The sequence below is a fragment of the Bifidobacterium pongonis genome, from assembly GCF_019331805.1.
In the GTDB taxonomy this organism is placed as follows: domain Bacteria; phylum Actinomycetota; class Actinomycetes; order Actinomycetales; family Bifidobacteriaceae; genus Bifidobacterium; species Bifidobacterium pongonis.
In genome coordinates, this window is record NZ_JAHBBE010000029.1 from 1 (window position 1) to 19,985 (window position 19,985).

At 61.9% G+C, this 19,985-nt stretch carries 14 protein-coding genes; 6 read left to right on the top strand and 8 right to left on the bottom strand.

Translation table 11 applies throughout. The features are described 5' to 3' along the window. Positions 1-434 precede the first annotated feature (434 nt). The 4 genes from KIH75_RS07580 to KIH75_RS07605 form a co-directional block, all read right to left on the bottom strand. Positions 435-1,994, bottom strand: a complete 1,560-nt coding sequence (locus KIH75_RS07580; RefSeq protein WP_219056154.1) for an MDR family MFS transporter — start codon at positions 1,992-1,994, stop codon at positions 435-437. Between the two features lie 676 nt (positions 1,995-2,670). Continuing rightward, complete coding sequence (locus KIH75_RS07585; protein ID WP_219056155.1) at positions 2,671-3,612, bottom strand: Abi family protein; 942 nt, start codon at positions 3,610-3,612, stop codon at positions 2,671-2,673. Between the two features lie 115 nt (positions 3,613-3,727). Further along, positions 3,728-4,672: a ComF family protein gene (locus KIH75_RS10125; protein WP_236028121.1), complete on the bottom strand. Its 945-nt coding sequence runs from the start codon at positions 4,670-4,672 to the stop codon at positions 3,728-3,730. Between the two features lie 214 nt (positions 4,673-4,886). Continuing rightward, positions 4,887-5,678 (bottom strand): HAD-IIB family hydrolase, encoded by a 792-nt coding sequence (locus tag KIH75_RS07605; protein ID WP_219056156.1) that lies wholly within the window; start codon positions 5,676-5,678, stop codon positions 4,887-4,889. 99 nt (positions 5,679-5,777) lie between these two features. On the opposite strand from KIH75_RS07605, the gene KIH75_RS07610 reads away from it, so the two are divergent. Then, a complete protein-coding gene (locus KIH75_RS07610) occupies positions 5,778-6,206 on the top strand; it encodes a metallopeptidase family protein (RefSeq protein WP_219056157.1) in 429 nt (142 codons plus the stop codon). A gap of 87 nt (positions 6,207-6,293) precedes the next feature. On the opposite strand, the gene KIH75_RS07615 is transcribed toward KIH75_RS07610, so the two are convergent. From KIH75_RS07615 to KIH75_RS07625, 3 genes are read right to left on the bottom strand one after another with little or no spacing between them, the layout of a single operon-like run. Further along, positions 6,294-7,799, bottom strand: a complete 1,506-nt coding sequence (locus tag KIH75_RS07615; RefSeq protein ID WP_219056158.1) for a DUF5719 family protein — start codon at positions 7,797-7,799, stop codon at positions 6,294-6,296. Continuing rightward, positions 7,796-10,921 (bottom strand): glycosyltransferase family 2 protein, encoded by a 3,126-nt coding sequence (locus tag KIH75_RS07620; RefSeq protein WP_219056159.1) that lies wholly within the window; start codon positions 10,919-10,921, stop codon positions 7,796-7,798. The genes KIH75_RS07615 and KIH75_RS07620 overlap by 4 nt, the downstream gene beginning before the upstream one ends. Next, positions 10,918-11,217: a WhiB family transcriptional regulator gene (locus KIH75_RS07625; protein ID WP_033521767.1), complete on the bottom strand. Its 300-nt coding sequence runs from the start codon at positions 11,215-11,217 to the stop codon at positions 10,918-10,920. The genes KIH75_RS07620 and KIH75_RS07625 overlap by 4 nt, the downstream gene beginning before the upstream one ends. 338 nt (positions 11,218-11,555) lie before the next feature. Between KIH75_RS07625 and KIH75_RS07630 the strand changes: the two genes are divergently transcribed. From KIH75_RS07630 to KIH75_RS07645, 4 genes are all read left to right on the top strand, one after another. Beyond that, a complete protein-coding gene (locus KIH75_RS07630; protein ID WP_219056170.1) occupies positions 11,556-12,893 on the top strand; it encodes an LCP family protein in 1,338 nt (445 codons plus the stop codon). A gap of 152 nt (positions 12,894-13,045) precedes the next feature. After that, complete coding sequence (locus KIH75_RS10130; protein ID WP_236028122.1) at positions 13,046-14,755, top strand: LCP family protein; 1,710 nt, start codon at positions 13,046-13,048, stop codon at positions 14,753-14,755. Positions 14,756-15,090: 335 nt separating this feature from the next. Next, on the top strand, positions 15,091-16,950 hold the full coding sequence (locus KIH75_RS07640; protein ID WP_236028123.1) for an FtsK/SpoIIIE domain-containing protein: 1,860 nt from the start codon (positions 15,091-15,093) through the stop codon (positions 16,948-16,950). Between the two features lie 101 nt (positions 16,951-17,051). After that, positions 17,052-17,330 carry a WhiB family transcriptional regulator gene (locus tag KIH75_RS07645; RefSeq protein WP_003826822.1) on the top strand — a complete coding sequence of 93 codons (279 nt, stop codon included), beginning with the start codon at positions 17,052-17,054 and terminating at the stop codon, positions 17,328-17,330. A 109-nt stretch (positions 17,331-17,439) separates the two neighbouring features. On the opposite strand, the gene KIH75_RS07650 is transcribed toward KIH75_RS07645, so the two are convergent. Beyond that, positions 17,440-18,930, bottom strand: coding sequence for a sensor histidine kinase (locus KIH75_RS07650; RefSeq protein WP_219056160.1), 1,491 nt, complete (start codon positions 18,928-18,930; stop codon positions 17,440-17,442). A 120-nt stretch (positions 18,931-19,050) separates the two neighbouring features. Here KIH75_RS07650 and trhA point away from each other — a divergent pair, with 120 nt between their 5' ends. Beyond that, positions 19,051-19,965 carry a PAQR family membrane homeostasis protein TrhA gene (gene trhA / locus KIH75_RS07655; RefSeq protein WP_219056161.1) on the top strand — a complete coding sequence of 305 codons (915 nt, stop codon included), beginning with the start codon at positions 19,051-19,053 and terminating at the stop codon, positions 19,963-19,965. Positions 19,966-19,985: the final 20 nt, after the last annotated feature.

Below are 19,985 nucleotides of genomic sequence, written 5' to 3' on the forward strand. Positions count from 1 at the left end.
CGAACGAATGGTCGAACCGCCGCTACCTGGACATGTCCCGGCTCGATGACAACCTCGTGGAAGCGAACTGATCATCGCGCCATGGACGGCCATGATCCAAAGTGCGCAACTTTTCGGGCACTACCCCAACGTGTTCGTAGTAAGTTTCGTCCGTTTCCGCGGTGTTTCGTCTTGGGGTTCCACGTCATCCCGCACCATTCCCGCGCCATCTTTCACTGGCATTCTCGCAAGGTGGACCACGGAGAATTGCGACACTTTGGCCGTTCTGCCGCATTCCCCGACACGCTTGTCAACAAATGTTGCAGCACTACCCCCATTTTTCACCCCTCCCCGTTTCACATTGCGAGAAACGGGGGCATGGGTTTGCGTGAACGTTCACACTTGCGGCGTTCGAGCGGCGGGTCGCGACCACTCATATTTACCTGTTCGACTTGTCACCGGTGCAGCTTGGCCACGGCCTTACGCGCCAGCTCGCGCGAAGACCCCGCGCCTTCGCCGCGCACGCCGAAGAACACGATCGCCAGCATCACGGCCACGATCACCGTGCTGATACGCAGCGTCGTCTGCACGCCGAAAATACTGCCCGCGATCGTAGCCGCATGGCCGCCGCCCAGCGCATTGGCACGCATCGCGGCAACCAACTCCATAATGATCACCAGAATCGGCGCACCCATCGCACCCGCGATCTGGCGCACCGTATTCGTCACCGCCGAACCCGCAGCCACCTCATGCTGCTGCAAGCAGTTCAACGACCAGGTGGTCACCGGCATCAGCAGGAAACCCATGCCGATCTGACGGGTGAACTGGCAGATCGACACCCACCAGATCCACGTATGCGGGCCGATAAGACTCATGCCGAACGTGCCCAGCAGCAGAATGATCGTGCCCGTCAACGCCACGGGGCGTGCGCCGAACCGGTCAAGCGCACGACCACCGCCGAACTGCGCGATGCACTGGCCAATCGCTCCAGGCAGCATGATCAGGCCGCTCATCACCGCCGAATAGCCGCGATCGTTCTGGATATATAGCGGAATGATCACCATGATCGAACTGAACGCGAAGAACGTCATCGCCGCCACGATCGTGCCAACCGTGAAACTACGGTTGCGCAGCACATGCAGGTCCAGCAGCGGCACCTCCACCTTCGGCGAGCGCGAGATCAGCCTGCGCAGTATGCCGCTCCCCTGCTGGTATGGTGCGGCGAATTGCCGTGCCACGAACCAGACGATGCCGATTACGCCTATGAGCATTGCGCCCCACACCATGGGGTTGGTGAACGGGTAGGTTTCGATGTTGGTGAAGCCGAACATGAGGCCGCCGAAGCCGAATATTGAGAGTGCTACGGAGAAGAAGTCGGCGTGTGCGGTGCGGTCGGATTCGCCGAAGTTGTGCAGGAAGCATACGGCCAGGAGCAGTGCGAGTACGCCGATGACCGTGAGGGTGAGGAAGATGGAGCGCCAGCCGTTCATGTCGGTTTGCCAGCCGCCGACGGTGGGGCCGAGTGCGGGAGCGACGCTCATGGCCATGCCTACGGTGCCCATGGCGACGCCGCGGCGTGAAAGCGGGTAGATGGAGAATACGGTGATTTGCAGGACCGGCCACATGACGCCGGTGCCTACCGCTTCCAGCAGTCGGCCGAGTAGGACGAGTGCGAAGGTGGGGCCGAGCCAGGCGAGTGCGGAGCCGATGGTGAAGATGAGCATGGAGCAGATCACGATCTGGCGTGTGGAGAAGCGTCTGGTGAGGAATGCGGTGAGTGGCACCATGACGCCCATGACGAGCTGGAAGATCGAGGTGAGCCATTGGCCGGTGGTTACGGAGATGTGGAAGTCGGCGACGATGGTGGGTAGTGCGGAGCTGAGCTGCAGTTGTGTGAAGTTGCCGACGAAGGTGATGAAGGTGAGGATGGAGATGGAGACGAGGGCCGGGTGCGTGAGTTTGCCGTTCGCGTATGATTCCTCGCGGGTCAGTGCTTGTGACATTGATGCGCCCATGATATGCCTCGTTCCTTGTTTGCTAAGACCCCGCGCGGTTATCCTGTTCCGCCGCTCTTCCTGTCAGATTTCCTGTCAGATTTCCTATCGAACCTCTGCAATCCTATTCCGACCGTTGACCGGGTGTTGTCTGTGGGAGAACATATGGCCGCCACCCGGTTCACGACCTGGAGCTGGCAGTCGTTGAGCTTCTGCTCGGCCAAAGAATCAAGAAGTCGGTGAACGCACCAAGGATGTTCCGGCCAACATATTGCATCATGTGCTTCAAGGAAACGTTGACGTAGAACGTAGACGGCTTCGGCATAGTCATGTGCGAGCTGCTCAACAACATCTAAGAACTCCTAGCCCCAAAATTGCTAAGCAACGCCAGATTCGCGAGTTATTTGACACACAGGAGACATTAAAAGATCCGGGTGGCAGCGGCAACATGCCGGGTTACAACCAATGGTTGCACCCCCAAGCAGAATATGCCAAAGATAGCATTCGCGGGAACATAGTAGTTACTGTTTCCTCGTTGGAACCCCGTACCTCATTAAGATCAACATCATATAATGCCGCATGCAAGAGGCGCTTAATCGACGTAAGTAACCGTTCACAGGAAACATGCACCTAGGCTTATACACAATTACCGATCTAAGAATTTTGCAGCATATTCATTAGAAAACGATTTTCTTAACTACATTTTTTGAGTCTGTTCTATCCACGCTCGCAATACATTATAATCCTGTAGTCCCATTTCCGAATATACGGAACCCATATAATCAGGAATACTCTTCTCTAAATTCTTAAGCAATGATTCAAGACTCTGCAAAAAATCTATATACCTTTTCTTGTCTATAACAAAAGCAAAATCCTTAACAAGCTGAAAGACTGTAATGTTTTTGCTTTGCGGATGAGCACAATATAATCTTTCGTCATGAGCACAGATATTCCGAAAATCCCTTATTCTTCGGTATATCTTATCTAACTGTATCGAGGTAATCTCTTTTCCCTGCTTGTGCGAATCCCTATATAAAGCAGTGAAGCTTCGAGCGATATTCCCTCGGACAACATTATCCTGAGCTTGGAAAAACCAATACATCTGCCCAAGCGTAAGATCATTAACTAGCACCCATAGCGGTATTTCTCCATCATGTTCATGTATGCAATGCTTTATATACGCTTTCCCTACATGTCCATTAGGTTTCTTATTTAAAGAAATGATTTTCTCTAATACTGGAATGAGTTCCTCCGCCTTTTTATGCGCCGAAACTTCCGTTGCATAATTTTCAATATTGAGATATGGGTTTACTTCACATGCGTTCACCTTAGTAAACTCATAGGAACATATCGTCTTTAATACGGCTTCCGCAAGCGTCGTCATGCGAAATATCAGAAATCGAAGATTCCGATCGAACCGAAAAAGATCATACAGGTTACTGAATGACACACCAGGAAGATACCTGTCATCTTGCGCCGCATTCCCTGCCGAAGCATCAAGAAAAGGAACCTTGTAACCGTTGACTACAGAATAGTAGCCTTCACGCTCCAAAATCCATGCAGTACGCGCGTCCGTCTGCATACCACGAGATCCAAGCAATGCCACTTGATCATCTACCGACATAAAAGGCTTGTGCACGTGTATAACCCCCTCGTTATGCACGAAGACCACCCTTCGAAAAGGGTGGTCTTCGCGAACTGGACAACGCCCAGCTTTATCGCAGGTTTGATGTTACAAGCAACAAAATCATATGTCAACAAGACGTGTCCTCTTGCAGTTCGTCCGGCGGCGGGACGGCGGCGAGCGCGATTCCGCCGATCACATGCCCTCCTGCCCCTCGAACCGCCTCCGCGCACCGGCGCATGGTCGTTCCCGTGGTTACGATGTCATCCAATATCAGCACGTTCTTGCCCGCTATAAGCCCCGGGTCGGGCACTTCCAACCGCTCTTTGAGTCGGGCCGCTCGTCCGCGGGCGTTGGTGGTTTCCACGGCTTTGCCGTGTACGCGGCTTATTCCCAGCGCGTTCACGGCACAGGATTCCGCTCCGCCGGCAGCCAGTTCCGATGCAACGGCCTTCGCCAACGGCCAGAGGTGTTGCCGTCCGCGAGCGCGCATGGATTGGGGTGAGGATGGGGCTGGGATGACGAGTATTTGCGGTGGCGTGGCATTGGCGGTTGCGCTCATAGTGGCCGCGCTCATGTTAGCCGCATCCTCATAGGTCACGCCCATGCTGGCCGCATCCTCATAGGCCGTACCCATGCTGGCCGCACCGTCAACCGCGCTTACGCCGCCCGCACCAGCATTGAGCACGCCAGCGTTGAACGCGCCTGATTTCGCCATGCTGCTTGCCGCCAGTTCCCTGCAGATCCGGGTGAATGCTTTGTCGCATTCCACGTCCCCGTGGTCTTTCCAGGAGAGGATCGCCCGTCGCACGCGCCCTTGGTATATGCCTCCCGCCGTGATCGTCACGGTGCTCGTCGTCGCAGCCGTCGCCGTGATCGTCGTGGTATTCGTCGCTGCGGTCGATGCAACCGTTTCCGCAACCGTTCCTGCACCCGTTTTCGCGCTCATTTCGGTTGCCGTGCCACCCAGCGGCAAGGTCACCCGTTTGCGGAACAACGCCTGGCAGTCCGGGCAAAGCACTTCGTCCGGCTTGTCGCATCCCGCACATCCGCGCGGCAGCAGCAGGCCGAGCATACCGTTCCACACCGTTGTCCCCATGTCGACTCCCCTATCGTCGTTCCGGTCATTGCGTTCACACGTCCAACTCGTTCACACGTCCAACTCGTCAGACACCCGGCTCATACGTCCAGCTCAGGCAACCCTCACCTACCGCACACAGCCAACACTCACACAGCCAGTCCGCGACCGCGCCACGTCTCGCAACCGGCCCCAGCAACACGCCCCGCCCTCACGCGATCCGTTCCAGCATCGCGTCGATGAACCGTATGGTGTCGCGCGGATTGCCGACCTCCACGCCCATGGCCCCCGCCTGCACCGCCGGGTAGTCGTTGCCGTCCTTGTTCATTCTGTCGCCGACGAACACCATGTCCTCCACGGGGAAATGGTTGAGCCGTGCGAGCTCGCGCACCGCGAACCCCTTGTCGATGCCCTGCTGCGAGATGTCGATGCTAGTGTAGCCTCCCGCGTGCACCTTCAGATCGGGCAGGTCGGCGGCCACCGCTTCGGCCAGGCGCTGTTTGATCGTGCCGTCCGGGTCGAATTCGCGCTTCGCTTCCAGCGGAGCCTGCTGGCCGAGTACGGAAAGCGTGATCTGCGACCCGCGGTTTTCGATGCGTTCGCCCCACACGTTGTCGAACCATACGCCCATTTCGCGGGCGCGGCGTTCCAGACTTGCCGAGGCGCGGGCGCACTGGTCCGCGGTGAGATCGTGGCTGAAGACGCGCACCCATTCGCCGCCCTGCCACCGGTAGTAGCGGGTGCCGCTGGTGGGCATGAGATGCAGGTTGTTCCGGTTCGCGTTGGGGCCGAGCACGTCGATGATCTGGCTGATGACCAGTTCCCATCGCCCTCCGGTGATCACCGCCACGTCGATGTGGTTGGTGAGTTCGCCGAACCGGTCGGCCACGTCCGGGAGCATGGGTTTGCGCGAGTTGGCGAGGGTGTTGTCGAGGTCGAAGCCGATGAAATGCGTTCGGCGGGCTAAGGTTTCGTAGTCCAAACGGTCCCATTGCAGGATCATGTCCACTCTCCTTTGCCGTGTACGGGATACGCGCGGATACGCGCATACGAATGCTCTGTATCCTACCCTAATGCCATTGGCATGTCATACAGTGGAGGCATGGCTGAAGCTCCATGGAATACACGCGTTTACCGTAACCGCCACGGTCGTGGCACCCGTACACCCATGTTCGGCGTTCGTTTGCCGAGGTATCGCACGCGGTCGGGCATGTTCGACGATCTGCTTGCCGCGCATATCCGCAGGTTGAACGGTGCGTGGCCGGAGCTGATCAGGCCGATCCAGTTCGCCGTTGAGGATGTGCCGCCGTCCGACCCGGTGCCGTGGGAGTTGGAGCCCAATGTGATGTCCCGTTTGTTCCCCGCCGCGCATGGTATGCCTGCACGCATTGTGCTGTACCGTATGCCGTTGCAGTCCAGGGCGCGTAACCGTGACGATTTGCAGTGGGCGATCCGTGACGAGCTGGTGGTGCGCGTGGCCGAATTGTATGGGCGCAGGCCCGAGGAGATCGACCCCGACTACCAGTGGTAAGCCAAGCAGTGGTGAGCTAAGGCGCGTTGATATGCGAAGGCCGGACGGTGATTGCCGTCCGGCCTTGCTTGTGCCGTGTTGAACCCGTCAGCGTACCAATGATGGGTCGTTGGTCGAGGTGATCTGCGCGACGCGCACGCCAAGCTTGGACGGTGCGACCGTGGATACGCCGGCCACCTTCTTGCCCACCAGATCGTCGGAGGTCAGGCGCAACCCCCATGCCACGTCGTCGTTCCTGCAGGTCACCATGGCCGCCACGCCTTCGCCGTCCATGGTGATGGCGCTGTTGGCCTTGATGGCCACGTCCTTGCTCTCCCCCATCGAACCGTCGTCGTTCATGAACGTGACGGTGGCGGAAGTATCGTTGTTGGACGTGTTGGCAAGGGTCAGGGAAGCGTTGAAGCCTTCGGGCAATGCCGCGGCGGAACGCTTCGCGGGCGCGACCGACGGCAGCAGCGCGAAATCCTCCTGCCCGTTCGAACCGCTGAGGCTCGCCTTGGCGGCGGCGGTGAACGGCTCGTCGCTATCCAACTGGATGCCGTTCGCACCCTTGGGGGCGCTGCCAAGATCGATGGCGCTGACCTGCTGACCCTTCACCGCATAGCTGTCCAAGGAGATGAGCCCGTTGTCGCTCACCCAGGAGGCTTTGACCGTGGCATCCTTCGCGCTGTACAGATACAGGGTGGTTTTGTCACCGGCGCGGACCGAGGGAATGAGATTCGACGTGTTCGCGGCGCTGGCCGGCATGGCGATGTCGGAACCCTTCGGGGTCAGACCGTCCATCACCAGCACGCGCACGCTCGCCGCGACCGCGGTGGAATCGCTCGTCACCTTCACATACAGGCCGTCCTGACCGTTCGCGGCCGCGGAAAGATCCATGGTGGAATGCCCGTCGCCGCTCACGGTGATCTTGCTCGACGTGGCCAGTTCCGCCCGCCCGGCGCTCTTCGTGCCATACACTTCCACGTTCACCACGGTCGCCTTGGACGAAGGGTTCGCGAGCACAAGCTGCTGGCTGGTGCCGGTGCCGGTGGACGGCAGCAGGAAGGACTGTTTGATGGCGGGCACCACGCAGGTGGAGGCGGAAATGCCGCGCAAGTCGCCCTCGGTGGCCTTGGAGGCGAGAATGCCCGCCTGGCCGGATTTGGAGTCGGCCTTCAGCAGGTTGGCGTCGAACAGACGCTGGTATTCGTTGTTGTCACGGTAGGTCATGCCGTTGTCGCTGTCCGCGCTGTCCGGACCGGACAGGTTGGCGGTTTGCGCGCCGACGACCTCGAACGGGACGACGGACGCCGCATGCACGGTGCCGAACGCCGCATAACTGGCGGCGGAGCTGATATCGCCGTCGGAGGCGCGATAGTCGCTGTCGCCCCAATCGGTGGAATCAGGCAGTTGCATACGTTCACCGCAATACGATTCCAAGCGTTCCTGGACCACGCGATGCGTCGAAGCCGAACTGCCGTTCGCAGGGTCGACCAGCCAGGCGGGAATGTCAACGCCGCCAAGGGTGGCCAACGCACCCACCAGGATCACCGAAGTGACGGTGGCCGAAATGACGCGCACCACGCGCGCGGAGGTCGAATTCGATGTCATGCTTCCTCCTGGGGCTGCTGGTCGCGCTTGCGCGGAATGGCGACAAGCACGTACAGCAGGAATACCACGGCCAGTACCACCAGCCACGAGATGCGCCACATGTTATGCGTCGCGGCATCCTGTTCGCTGAGCTTCACCGTCATGCCCTTGCCATCGGCCGCGGTGAGACGGTAGTACGTGCCGTTCTGATTGGATACGACGGTTTGCGTGCCTTCCGACGCTGTGAGATTGGTGGCCAGCTGTTCGCTGCCGCTGCCGCCGTACACGACGAACACGCCGCCGAAACCGAGCTTGGCGAGCGATGCGAGCGCGTCAGAATCGCTGTTCGACAGCAGTCGCGCAGCAAGTTCACCGATCTTGTTGTCGGTATCGTCATGGCTGCCGGAGGCGACCGCGGCACGCCATGCGGGCGAACTGTCGATCAGATCGCCGCGCGACGTGCGCATGATGCTGTATGAGACGTCGGTGCGCGAATCCGCGTACAGGGCGAGCACGCGCTGGTTGTGGTCGGTTTGCACGGCGTCGGTGGCGACCATGGGCATGCCGTCGCCGCTCACCGTGACCTGGCCTTTACCGTTGCGTTCGAACGCGAAACCGGACCATACCACGATGCTTGCGGCCAGTATGAGCACGAGCAGCAGACGGCCGACGACCACGAAACGGTGCAGCACGATCGCCTTCCTGCCTTCACGGGTCTGCACCTGCTTGGCCGCGCTCTTGGAGACGCGCAAGGCTTTGAATTTGCGTACCGCGCCGCCCGCCATCAGGCATACGCACGACATGAGGCCGAGCATGGCCAGTGTCAGGCCGGGAAGCACGGATCCGGCGACCGCGCCGGTCGTGTCGAATGCGATGGCCACGTGGGCGGAGACCACGGCGAGCGCACCGCCGGTGAGCATCACGACCCACATCATGCGCGAGGTGCGCAGGGCGAACGGCAGCATGAGCGAAACGATCGCGAGCACCAGTGCCACGATGAGCGCGACGAGGATGCCCATGCTGTAGCCGCCGTCCATCAGGTCGTCGAGCGGATTGTAGATGTCGATGCCGAACGCGCGGTCCACCACTCCTGACAGGTTGAGCGAGTCGGGTGCGCCGTTCACGTCGATGGAGGGCACGTTCATGTCGCCGAAGATCTGCCTCCATGCGCCGTGGCGGGCGAGACGTGCGGCGTGCACCAGCGTGGGTGCGCACAGTAGCGCCGCGGGGATGGGCATGAGCAGCAGCATGGCGCGGTGGCGCGGGATGAACAGCAGGAATACGAGGAAGGTGACGATGAGCGGCAGCAACAGCTGCGGTTCGGCGGCGATGACCGGCATGAAGCATAGCGATGCGGCGGCCGCGGCCTGCACGGATGCGCGCGGGCGCACCTGGTCTTCGGTGTGGTAGAGGCCGACCGCGCGGAAGACGAATGCGAATGCGGCGGGCAGGAAGATCATCACGGTGAGCATCGGCAGGTTCGCCGTGGCGTACAGGCCCATGGCGAGGCCGAACGCGCACCATAGCAGGCCGCTGGCGATGCGCACGGTGTCGGAACGGGTGAAGATGCCGGCCAACGCCCAGAATGAGAGGGCGCTCAGCGGGGCCGCGAGGAAGAACAGCAGGCCGGTGGCGGCTGCGACGTTGCCCAGGGTGAACAGTGATGTGGCCAGCAGCACCCATAGCCAGGGGGCGGGCGGCATGGAGACGCCGCCGCCGATATTCCACACCCATTGCGTGCTGGCGGCTTCGGCAAGCTGGCCGAAGGTGGCGCCGGTAGGCAGCAGCTGGTTGGAGCACAATGATCCGCCGGAGAACAGGGATCGCAATACCGGCCAGTACATGGCGGCCACGGCTATGAAGGCGACGGCGGCCATGGCGAGCGCCGCGGACCAGCGTTTCACGGCCCTGACGCGCAGGTGCGAGCGGACCAGCGGGCTGAGCAGGGTGACGTTGCGCTGCCCGTCCAAAGCGCGTTTGCGATCGCGCCATTGGGCAAGCTGGGCGCGTGTGGCCGTGATCATGTTGAGTTGCGCGTGCGGAACCTTCGATTGGCGGGCGACATTGCTTCGCGCCTGGATGCCGGCGGAGACGGAGGTCAGCGCGTGCCAGGGCATGCACAGTTCGCACCATGCCTCGTACGGCTGTTTGCTCACCAAGCGGGCGAGGGTTTTGAAGAATGCGGCGAACAGGGAGAAGATCCAGATGATCGGCCAGCGTAGGCGTGCGATGTCGGTGTACTGGTAGCGTTGCTCGGCCACGAGCACGCTCATGGACGGGTTCACGGGGAGTTCTTCGTCCACTTCCTCGCCGTTGCGGGTGCGCACGCCCTCATAGCGGGCGCGGCGGTGAGCGATGCGGGCCTGCGGGACCACGAGTACGCGGCCTCCGCTGCGGCTGACACGGCGGCAGAAGTCGACGGATTCAGCGTAGGTGGTGAACCAGCCGTTGATACCGCCCATGCTGCGCAAGGTGATCAACGGCAGCAGCGCACCAGCGAGGGAGACGCTGAACACGTCGGCGCGGGAATCGTATTGTTCCTGATCCGGTTCGCCGTCCACCACGAGCGAGACGATGCCATGCTTGCTCGCGTACGCGCCGACGTCATGGAGGTTCTCGCCCTCCCAATCAAGCTGTTTGGCGCCCAGCAAGGACGCGCCGGGAGTGTTGCGCTGCGCTTCGAGCAGCACTTCGAGGCAGTTGGCGTTCGCCGGGCGGGAGTCGTCGTGCAGCAGCCACAGGCTTTTCACTTCATCGCCGAGACGGGCCTTGCCGATCGCGCGCTGCACCGCGTCGCCGAAGGAGCGTGCGCCGCGCGCGTTCACGACCTGCACGCTGACGGTCTGCGCCTGCGGCACGTATTCCAAAGGTTCCGACGATGCCGTGACCACGTCGAACGACGTTTCCATCGGGTGCATGGTCTGCCCGCTGCAGTCGGCCACCACGATGACACCCGGCAGCACGGTCTGTTCCAGGACCGCGGCCAGCGTATCGGGCAGGAATCGGATGTCATCCTCGCAGGTGACCACCGCGGCCACCGTTTCGGACACGAACTGGCAGTGGGAATACGGACGTGCGGCCAGCGCGTCGGACAGTACCTGCCGTACGCCGCCGTCGAGGATCCGTTGAAGATCTTGTGTCAAATCTGCTCCTTGCGCATCTTCTTGTACTTGCGGCGTTCGCGTTCGCTCATGCCGCCCCAGATGCCGAATCGTTCATCATGCTCGATGGCCCAGTTCAGGCACTGTTCGCGCACCTCGCATTGTGCGCACACACGTTTCGCGTCACGGGTGGAGCCGCCCTTCTCGGGGAAGAACGCTTCGGGATCGGTTTGCGAGCACAACGCCTTGTTCTGCCATGTGACATCACCGTCCGGCAGGAACAGCCCCCACAGCCCGCCGGTTGGCTCCTCATCGGAATCGTTGGCGATGCCCCACATACGCGCATCCTCCTTGCCCGCCCTTTTGACTTTGTCAGCAACAGATAGATTACACACTTCGGGCTTCGTTTTTGTCAAGTTCAAGCCATGTCATTACCACATGTTCGCACGAAATGTGCTATATAGGGGGCTTCCCATGTTGCGTGCGGTTTTTCAAGAAGGTGTGAGGAAACGGCATTCGGGGGCGCCTTTTCAACTCCTTGCCGTACAATCAAAACGTTTTGCCCCATACAGGAAGGTTTGCAAGCGTGAACAAGCAACGATCCGGTGCCGACATTCCCAACAAGTCCAACGTGCCCAATGTGGGCGGCTGGAGGGATATAGCGCCGCGTCACAGCATGTCATACCGCATGCAGCACCGAGTGCGCAATACCGTTATATATGTGGTGGTCGCGATGCTCGTCTTCGTGGGAACCGCGGCGGCCGCGACATTCATGGACATCAACAGCACCATCGAGAACGGCGAGGTCAGAGTCATCCCGCAGAAGGGGCAGAAGGAAACGGAGCTCGTCGATCCGAATGCGGGCAAATCCATCGAGTTCCTGGTGCTCGGCCAAGACACCCGTGATGGCGCCGACAACGCGGCCATCGGCGGCGGCGACACCAGCGAAGGCTCCCATCAGGCGGACACCACCATGGTGGTGCAGATCTCCGCGGACCGCAGCTACATCAATCTCGTTTCCATCCCGCGCGACTCCCTGGTCGACTCGCCGAGCTGCGAGACCAGCAAGGGCACGATGAGCGCCCAGTACAACGTGATGTTCAATTCGATCTTCGCCAACGGCTACGCCACCGGCGGCGACCTGGCATCCGCGGCCAGCTGCACGGTGAACGCGGTCAACTCGCTGACCGGCCTGAACATCCAGAACTTCATCGTGGTGGACTTCAACGGTCTGAAGGACATGATCAACGCCATCGGCGGCGTGAAGATCTGCATCCCCTCCGACGTGAAGGACCATTACACGGGCCTCGACCTCACGAAGGGCCTGCACCAGCTCGACGGCCTGAGCGCCACCCAGTACGCGCGAACCCGCTACAGCATGGGCGACGGCTCCGACGTGCAGCGCACCACCCGCCAGCAGTATCTGATCAAGCAGCTGCTGCAGCAGGCGCTCGACAAGAACATCTTCACCCACACGAGCGAGCTCTACCAGCTGGCGAAGTCCGCGCTGAAGTCGCTGAACATCTCGCATGGTCTCGCCGACACCGCCACGCTCGCGGGTCTGGCCATGAGCCTGAAGAACCTGAACGTGTCCCACGTATACACGCGCACGCTCCCCGTGGTGACCGCGCCGAGCGACCCCAACCGCGTGGTGTGGGATTCGACCGCCGACCAGCTGTGGGCCAAGATGAGGGAAGGCAAGCCCTTCGTCGAGGAAGCCACGCAGAACACCGATCAGAACGATAGCCAGGATTCCTCGAACAACGATTCGAACCAGTCCGATTCCACCGATCAGAACGCGCAGACCGATCAGAACGATCAGAACGCGCAGGCGACCCCGCAGAACACGAAGGTCGCCGATGGCGTGGAGAAGACCCCGGACGGCCGCTACATCGACACCGCCACCGGTGGTGTGATCGACACGGAGACCGGTGCCGTCCAGGATGCCAACACCGGCCAGATCATCGGCATTTCCGAGGCATATCTCAACAACGTGGTGTGCCCGGTGCAGTAGCGGAACGCACCGGCATCAACGATCGCACAAGGCGACGCGGGGCAAGCCCGGCGTCGCCTTGTGCCGGAAATGAGGAAAAACCCCGTTAGGCACCCGTTCATACGGCATTATGTGCAACAGTGGCATAGATTTGGTATTGCTCAGGAGGCGACATGGCACAGGACAATGAGGGACAGCGTCCGCAGGACACTCCACCCAGCTTCATTCCCGCAGGCTCGCGTCGTCGCAGCACCACTCCCGCCACCCCCGGCGTTCCCTCCGTTTCCGCAGCATCCGTAACACCTGCAGCACCCGGCGCTCCCCGTGTTTCCGGCAACCCCGCACCGGCCATCGCCCCGGCTGCACCGGTTTCCCCGGCCGCGCAATCCGCGCCATCCGTACCGGTCTCCTCCGCGGCATCTTCGCCCGCCTCAGCCAAGTCCGCCTCCGCCAAGCCCGCCTCCGGCGCGGCAACCCCCGCCCCTCCAAGCTTCACTCCCCCGGTCCGCCGCCGTACGGAACCAACCCGAGCCACATCCCCGGCCGCACGCTCCACTGCGAGCCGCGCCGACCAGTTCCCCACAGGCTCCTCCCCTGCCAGGCGCGGCGTCTCCAGCCAAGCCGCGAAACCGGCTTCCGCCGCATCCCCTTCCTCCCCTTCCGCTTCTTCCTCCCCGGCGGCACCGGCGGTACCGGTAGCGAATCAGGCATCAGCCCAGCATCCAAACGGAACAGCAGCACCCATGAGCTTCACTCCCTCCTCGTCGCGTTCGGCAAGAACCTCACGCGGCACCAACGGCACGTCACCGCGCGTGGCCCGTCCCGCAGCACAACCCGCACCGTACCGCGGTTCCACACGCCCGCAAAGCGCCTCCCCCACGCCTCCCGTCAGACCGAACGGCCCGGCCTCCGCAGCCATGCCGCGCAGGCGCAGGCGCGGCCCCAGGCATGTCATCTCCCTCGTGGTGCTCATACTGCTGGGCGCACTGGCCCTCGCCGTATTCGGCGGCTGGAATTGGGTGAACGGCCGGCTGAACAAGGAGAGCGACTGGCTGACCAGCAAGGCCAACGGCCCGGCGACCTCATGGCTCATCCTCGGCTCCGACGAACGTGACGGCACCGTGGGCGGCACCGCCGACGACACCCCCGGTTTCAGGACCGACACCATTCTCGTGCTCACCAAACCGAAGTCCGGGCCGAGCTCGCTGATCTCCATCCCGCGCGACTCCCTGGTGCAGGTCAACGGCCAGTACATGAAGATCAACGCCGCCGCGGAACTTGGCGGCAACAAGGCTCTGGTGGAATCCGTCGAATCGATCACCGGGCAGAAGATCAACCATATCGCCAAGATCAAGTTCGGCGGTCTGCAGAGCGTGGTGAACGCCATCGGCGGCGTCAACCTGTGCTACGACCAGACGGTGAGCGACCCGTATTCCGGGCTTGACTGGCAGGCCGGCTGCCATACCGTCGACGGCGGTACCGCATTAGCATTCTCCCGTATGCGCTATGCGGATGCGAACGGCGATTTCGGCCGTGCGCAGCGCCAGCGCCAGGTGATCGGCGCAATCGTGTCCAAGGCCATGTCCAAGGAGACGCTGTCCAGCCCGGCGAAGGTGACGAAGGCCGCGGATGCCGCGCTTGCCGCGATCACCGTGGACGATAAGACCTCTCCCCTGACGTTGGCGCAGATGGCGTTCGCGTTCAAGGCCGCCACCGGCGACGGCGGCGTGAGCGGCAGCGTGTATTGGACCGATCCGGGGTATATGGTCGACGGCGTCGGCTCGTCGGTGCTGCTTGACGACACGCGGAACACCGATCTGTTCAGCCAGCTGGTCGCAGGCACCCATGCCGCAGGCAAGGTGGGTACGCTGGCCGAAGGCTGATGGCTTTCCCACGTTGTTCTTATTCCGCTATTCGGCGGATTCCGGGCGGCTTGTCCTTGCGGGCGGCCGCCTTTTTGCTGTTGTGCGCGTTTTTTCGCAGCGTTTTCCTACGCCCGAATCCCACCCGGTATTGAAGGAACGGTGAAGAATCGGCGGCGTTCCGACCACATTGCCCGTACAGGTTGACCGGCGTTCGCGGTCCACCGCACACTGGGCTCATGTGGCGACGAAGACAAACAACACGGCAACCGGAACAGCGGCCAGACAAGCCGAAGCAGCCGAGGCGATCCGCCGCGCGGCAGGAACGGCGAGCGCAACGGACGGAGCGTCTGACGATGCTGGTCATGCTGATGCCTATGGCGGGTCAGCTTATGCTAATCGCGATGATGGTGGCGTTCCGGCAGTGGATGTTCGCCGCGATGATGGTTCCTTCGATGCTGGGCTGTTTGGCTTCGTTGGCGTTGGCTCGTGTGCAGCGTGTCTCCGAGGGTTCCGCCGTGGGCGGGGTCGGGCAGGATTCCGCTTCCCGAATGGCGCTCTCCCCCGCTGCTTCGCCCGGCGACTCCTATGGTGTTTCGGGGTGTGGGAATGCGGATGATGTGGTCGCCTTGCAGCGTCTTGCGAGCGTGGATCTGGAGGCGTTGTTGGGTTTGCGGCGTGAGGTTGACCCGTTGCCGTGGCGGACCGTGGCCCGGCAGTGGCTGCTGCCGTTTTCGTTGGATGTGCCGGTCGGCATGGCGGAGCATGATGCGGTGCGGCTTGATCTGAGCCGGCAGGGGCCGCATGCGCTGGTGGCGGGTACCACTGGTTCGGGCAAGTCCGTGCTGTTGCAAAGCTGGTGTCTGGCGATGGCGGTGCGTAATCCTCCCGACCGTGTGCAGTTCGTGTTCCTTGATTTCAAGGGCGGTACGGCGTTTCGGCCGCTTGAGCGTCTGCCGCATTGCGTGGGCAATGTCTGCGATCTGGATCTGCAGCATGCCGTGCGTGCGTTGCATGCGTTGGATGTCGAGTTGAAACGTAGGGAACGGCTGGTGGCCGAACAGCGTGCGCATGACGTTTCCGCGCTGCAATCGGCTCCGCCCCGGCTGGTGGTCGTCATCGACGAGTTCCATGCGTTGCGCGATCAGTTGCCCGACGTGGTGAACCGTATCGTGCGCATCGCGTCGCTGGGCCGGTCGTTGGGCATGCATGTGATCGCGTGCACGCAGCATCCGGTCGGGCAGGTTTCCTCGGAAATGAAGGCGAATATGACGTTGGGATTGTGTTTGCGCGTGCGGGATGCCCTGCAGTCGGTGGAGATTCTTGGTTCCGGCAGGGCCGCGAACATTCCGCCGTCGTTGCCGGGCGTGGTGTATTGCAATGACGGCGAAGGCGTGGAGGCGTGGCGTTGCGCCGCGGCGAAGGATATCGCGCGTATGGTCGACGCGGTGGTGCTGGCGGCGCGATACCACGGCACGGTGCCGCCGCCCGCCTTGTTCTCCGCGCCGCTGCCCCGCACGGTGACCAGGCTGCCGGCGGTTCCGCCCTCCCGCGATACGTCTTGCGGTGTTCCCTTCGCCTTGGCCGATGATGGTGTGACGTTGCATACCGCCGTGATGCCGTTGGATCATGGCAATATCGGCGTGATCGGGCCGCAGGGCCGGGGCAAGACCGCGCTGCTCGCCCAGCTTGCCCGCCGACTGTGCGACGGCACCGTCGGTGCTGACAGTGCCGTCGGCGCGGTGGCGGTGCGGTGGACGCGGCGCGGCGCGATCGGCTACGAGACGCATACGATGCCGGAGTATGACTGCGTTCCCGATATGCCGGACGATATGCCGGACGACATGCCGGACATCACGCAGGGCGATGCACGAGCCGAGCCGTCACGGCTCGTATGGCTGGTGGACGACGCCGACCCGCTGTTCGACCCCTTCTGCGCCGATCCGCTTGCAGCGAAATTGCGCGAGGCTCTGGCCGATCACACCATCATCGTCGTGTTCGCCGTGGAGTCCAGCCGCCACGTGCGCATTCCCGAGCAATGCGCCGTGCGCGTGGTGTTCCCCACCGCAGACAAGGCGACCGATCAGATGAACGGCATCCCGGGCGCACTATGGGATTCGTTCGACGTGGAAAGCCTGACGTTGCCGGGCCGCGCGGTGTTCATCGACCGTGCTCGGGTGGTGCCGGTACAATGCTCCTTTGGAGACAGTTCGTGAAACTTCGCCAATCTCTTCGAGAAAAACTCTTGAAAAACTTGGTGGAACGTGCTTATCTGTTACTGGAAAGATTGTTTGGACACTCCATTTGGGAGGAAATAATGAGCAGCGCTTTTGATTGGCGAGCCAAGGCTGCATGCCGCGACAAGGATCCCGAGCTGTTCTTCCCCGTCGGCAACACCGGCGCTGCGTATCAGCAGATCGAAGAGGCCAAGGCCGTGTGCCGCACCTGCAAGGTGATCGACGCCTGCCTGAAGTGCGCACTCGACACGAACCAGGATTACGGCGTGTGGGGCGGCCTGAGCGAGGACGAACGTCGTCAGCTCAAGCGTAAGGCGATGCGCCTGCGCCGTTCGCAGGCCATGCAGATGCAGATCTGATATCTGCACACCAGAGACGTTCGGTTCCTGGTGCTCACCGAACAGGAAGGGGCGGAAAGCGATTGCTTTCCGCCCCTTTCGTATGCCCGTTCGCGTTACTGCCCGCAGGTCACAGCTGGGACTGGGCCGCGCGAAGCGTCATATCCAGCACCACCCTGGTGCCGCCTTCGCGGCGGGCCTGCCAGTGCACGCTGCCGCCGAAATCGTTGGTCACGAAGGTGTTGATGATCTGCGTGCCCAGGCCGGAACCGGAGGAACGCGCCATGCCGCCATGCGCCTCGGAATCGAGGCCGACGCCGTCATCCTCCACCACGACGTTGAGGTTCGCGCCGGAACGTCCCACGGAAACCGTGATATGACCCTCCTCGCGGCCTTCGAAGCCATGCTCGACGCAGTTGGTGATGAGCTCGGTGAGCACCAGGGAGAGCGGCGTGGCGTCCTGCGCGGGCATCATGCCGAACTTGCCGAGGAAGCTGATGTCGATATGCTGGTCGCGCATGGTGGCCAGGTCGACCGCCATGCGCAGCAGCTTGGAGATCACCTTGTCGAAGTCGACGACCTCGTCGGCGGTCTGGCTCAGACCCTCGTGCACCATGGCGATGGTCTGCACGCGGCGCTGCGCCTCCTTCAGCTCGTTCTTCACCTCTTCGGACTTGGTCTTGCGGGCCTGCAGGCGCAGCAGCGCGGACACGGCCTGCAGGTTGTTCTTCACGCGGTGGTGGATCTCGGAGATCGTGGCATCCTTGGTCTGCAGTTCCTTCTCACGGCGGCGCAGCTCGGTCACGTCGCGGCACAGCACGATCGCGCCCATGCGGCCGTTCTCGTCGTACAGCGGCAGCGAGCGCAGCGAGACGGCGGAATGGTTGGTGCAGATTTCCGAGTCGACGGCGGCCTTGCCGCTGAGTACGAGCGGCAGCTGGTCGTCGACCGGGTCGTCGGTGTGCAGCAGGTTCACGCCGAGTTCGCTCAGGTAGTGGCCGCGCATGGTGGCGAGCAGGCCGATCCTGCGGAAGCAGCTGATGGCGTTCGGCGAGGCGTAGCGGACGATGCCGTCCACTGTGAGGATGATGAATCCGTCGGACATGCGGGCGATGTGGCGTTGGCTCATCACCGCGTCGGTGTATGGGAATTGGCCGCGCGGGATCATCTTGAACAGCTGCTTGCCGGAGTTGATGCTTTCGGTTTCGTAGCGGCCGTTCGATTCGCGCGTGGTCATGTTCGTCTCGCGCACCACGAGGCCCAGCGTCTTGCCGTGGGCGTGTACCGGGGCGTATACGGTGCAGACGTTGACCTTGCCGAAGTCGCGCATCACCGGGGAACGGTAGACGCCTTCGGATTCCATGGCCGCGTCGAGTTCCGCGGTCATCTCCTCGGGTACGATCTTGCCGACGATGTCGTCGGCGCGTAGGGTCACCATGGTGGACGGGCGGCACTGTTCGGCCACGACGTATTGTCCTTCACCGTTTTTGATGAGCAACAGCAGGTCCGCGAAGCTGAGATCGGCGACCACCTGCCAGTCGGCTACCAAGTGGTGCAGCCATTCACGATCTCTGTCATCGAAGTCCGGACGCGTTGCGAGTATTTGAGAGAAATCGGCCATGCGACAATAATACGCACGCCTCGCGCGGTGACACGAGGTTTTGACGTCATGTCACTTGACTTTCCACTAACCTACGGTATCGTAGGTTACGGTTGCGTAACCAACCTGAGAGGATCGACCATGTCAGAACGCGAAGAGGCGGAAATCGCACGCAAACAGGCCGCCGTAACGGACGCGCACGATCAGGCCATCAGATCGAAGGCAGACGGCGCACGCGCACGCGCACGGCTCAAGGCGGAGAAGATCCGTCTGAAGGCCGAGGCGAAGGCGACGCACGTCATCGCCAAGGGCGAGATCAAGGCCGCCAAGATCGAAGGCATCGAAGTGCCGGAACTGGAAAAGAAGAACAAGAAGCCGCGCAAGATCCGCTACGACGTGCACGGCAGACCGAAGCCCGCGATGCGCGGCTGGATCCACGCCGTGGCCGCCCCGCTCTCCCTCGCGGCCGGCATCGTGCTCATCTGCCTGGCCAAACAGCCCGGCCTCAAATGGGCGTGCGCCGTGTTCATGACCAGCTCCCTCATCCTCTTCACCAACTCCGCGGCCTACCATCTGGGCGATTGGAACCCGAAGGTCACCAACGTGCTGCGCCGCATCGACCATGTGAACATCTTCCTGCTGATCGCCGGCACCTACACGCCAGTGTCGTTCGCCCTGCAGCCGTTCTGGCGTAACCTGATCATCATCTCCATGTGGGCGTGCACCGCCATCGCCATCATCATCCACGTCATCTGGATCAACGCGCCGCGCTGGCTGTACACCCTGGTGTACGTCATCTTCGGCATCTACGGCCTCGCCTACATGGCCCTGTTCTGGACCTCCCCCGTGGCCGGCCCTGCCGTGACGATCCTCATCATCGCGGGCGGCGTATGCTACATCGCCGGCGCCATCGTCTACGCGCGCCGCAAGCCCGACCCGTGGCCGCGCGTGTTCGGCTTCCATGAGATCTTCCACTGCGGCACGGTCGCCGGGTACGCGTGTCATATGGTCGCGATTTACATGGTGATCGTGAACATGTGGACCATGGTCCCCTGATTCGGCGCAGGCCGAACCGC

What these genes read in the sequence shown, in the direction of transcription:
- KIH75_RS07640 (WP_236028123.1), top strand. Translation starts at nt 15,091, where the DNA reads ATGCTGGTCATGCTGATGCCTATGGCGGGTCAGCTTATGCTAATCGCG.
- KIH75_RS07615 (WP_219056158.1), bottom strand. Translation starts at nt 7,799, where the DNA reads ATGACATCGAATTCGACCTCCGCGCGCGTGGTGCGCGTCATTTCGGCC.
- KIH75_RS07645 (WP_003826822.1), top strand. Translation starts at nt 17,052, where the DNA reads ATGAGCAGCGCTTTTGATTGGCGAGCCAAGGCTGCATGCCGCGACAAG.
- KIH75_RS10130 (WP_236028122.1), top strand. Translation starts at nt 13,046, where the DNA reads ATGGCACAGGACAATGAGGGACAGCGTCCGCAGGACACTCCACCCAGC.
- KIH75_RS07605 (WP_219056156.1), bottom strand. Translation starts at nt 5,678, where the DNA reads ATGATCCTGCAATGGGACCGTTTGGACTACGAAACCTTAGCCCGCCGA.
- KIH75_RS07580 (WP_219056154.1), bottom strand. Translation starts at nt 1,994, where the DNA reads ATGGGCGCATCAATGTCACAAGCACTGACCCGCGAGGAATCATACGCG.
- KIH75_RS07610 (WP_219056157.1), top strand. Translation starts at nt 5,778, where the DNA reads ATGGCTGAAGCTCCATGGAATACACGCGTTTACCGTAACCGCCACGGT.
- KIH75_RS07630 (WP_219056170.1), top strand. Translation starts at nt 11,556, where the DNA reads ATGTCATACCGCATGCAGCACCGAGTGCGCAATACCGTTATATATGTG.
- KIH75_RS10125 (WP_236028121.1), bottom strand. Translation starts at nt 4,672, where the DNA reads ATGCTCGGCCTGCTGCTGCCGCGCGGATGTGCGGGATGCGACAAGCCG.
- trhA (WP_219056161.1), top strand. Translation starts at nt 19,051, where the DNA reads ATGTCAGAACGCGAAGAGGCGGAAATCGCACGCAAACAGGCCGCCGTA.
- KIH75_RS07625 (WP_033521767.1), bottom strand. Translation starts at nt 11,217, where the DNA reads ATGTGGGGCATCGCCAACGATTCCGATGAGGAGCCAACCGGCGGGCTG.
- KIH75_RS07650 (WP_219056160.1), bottom strand. Translation starts at nt 18,930, where the DNA reads ATGGCCGATTTCTCTCAAATACTCGCAACGCGTCCGGACTTCGATGAC.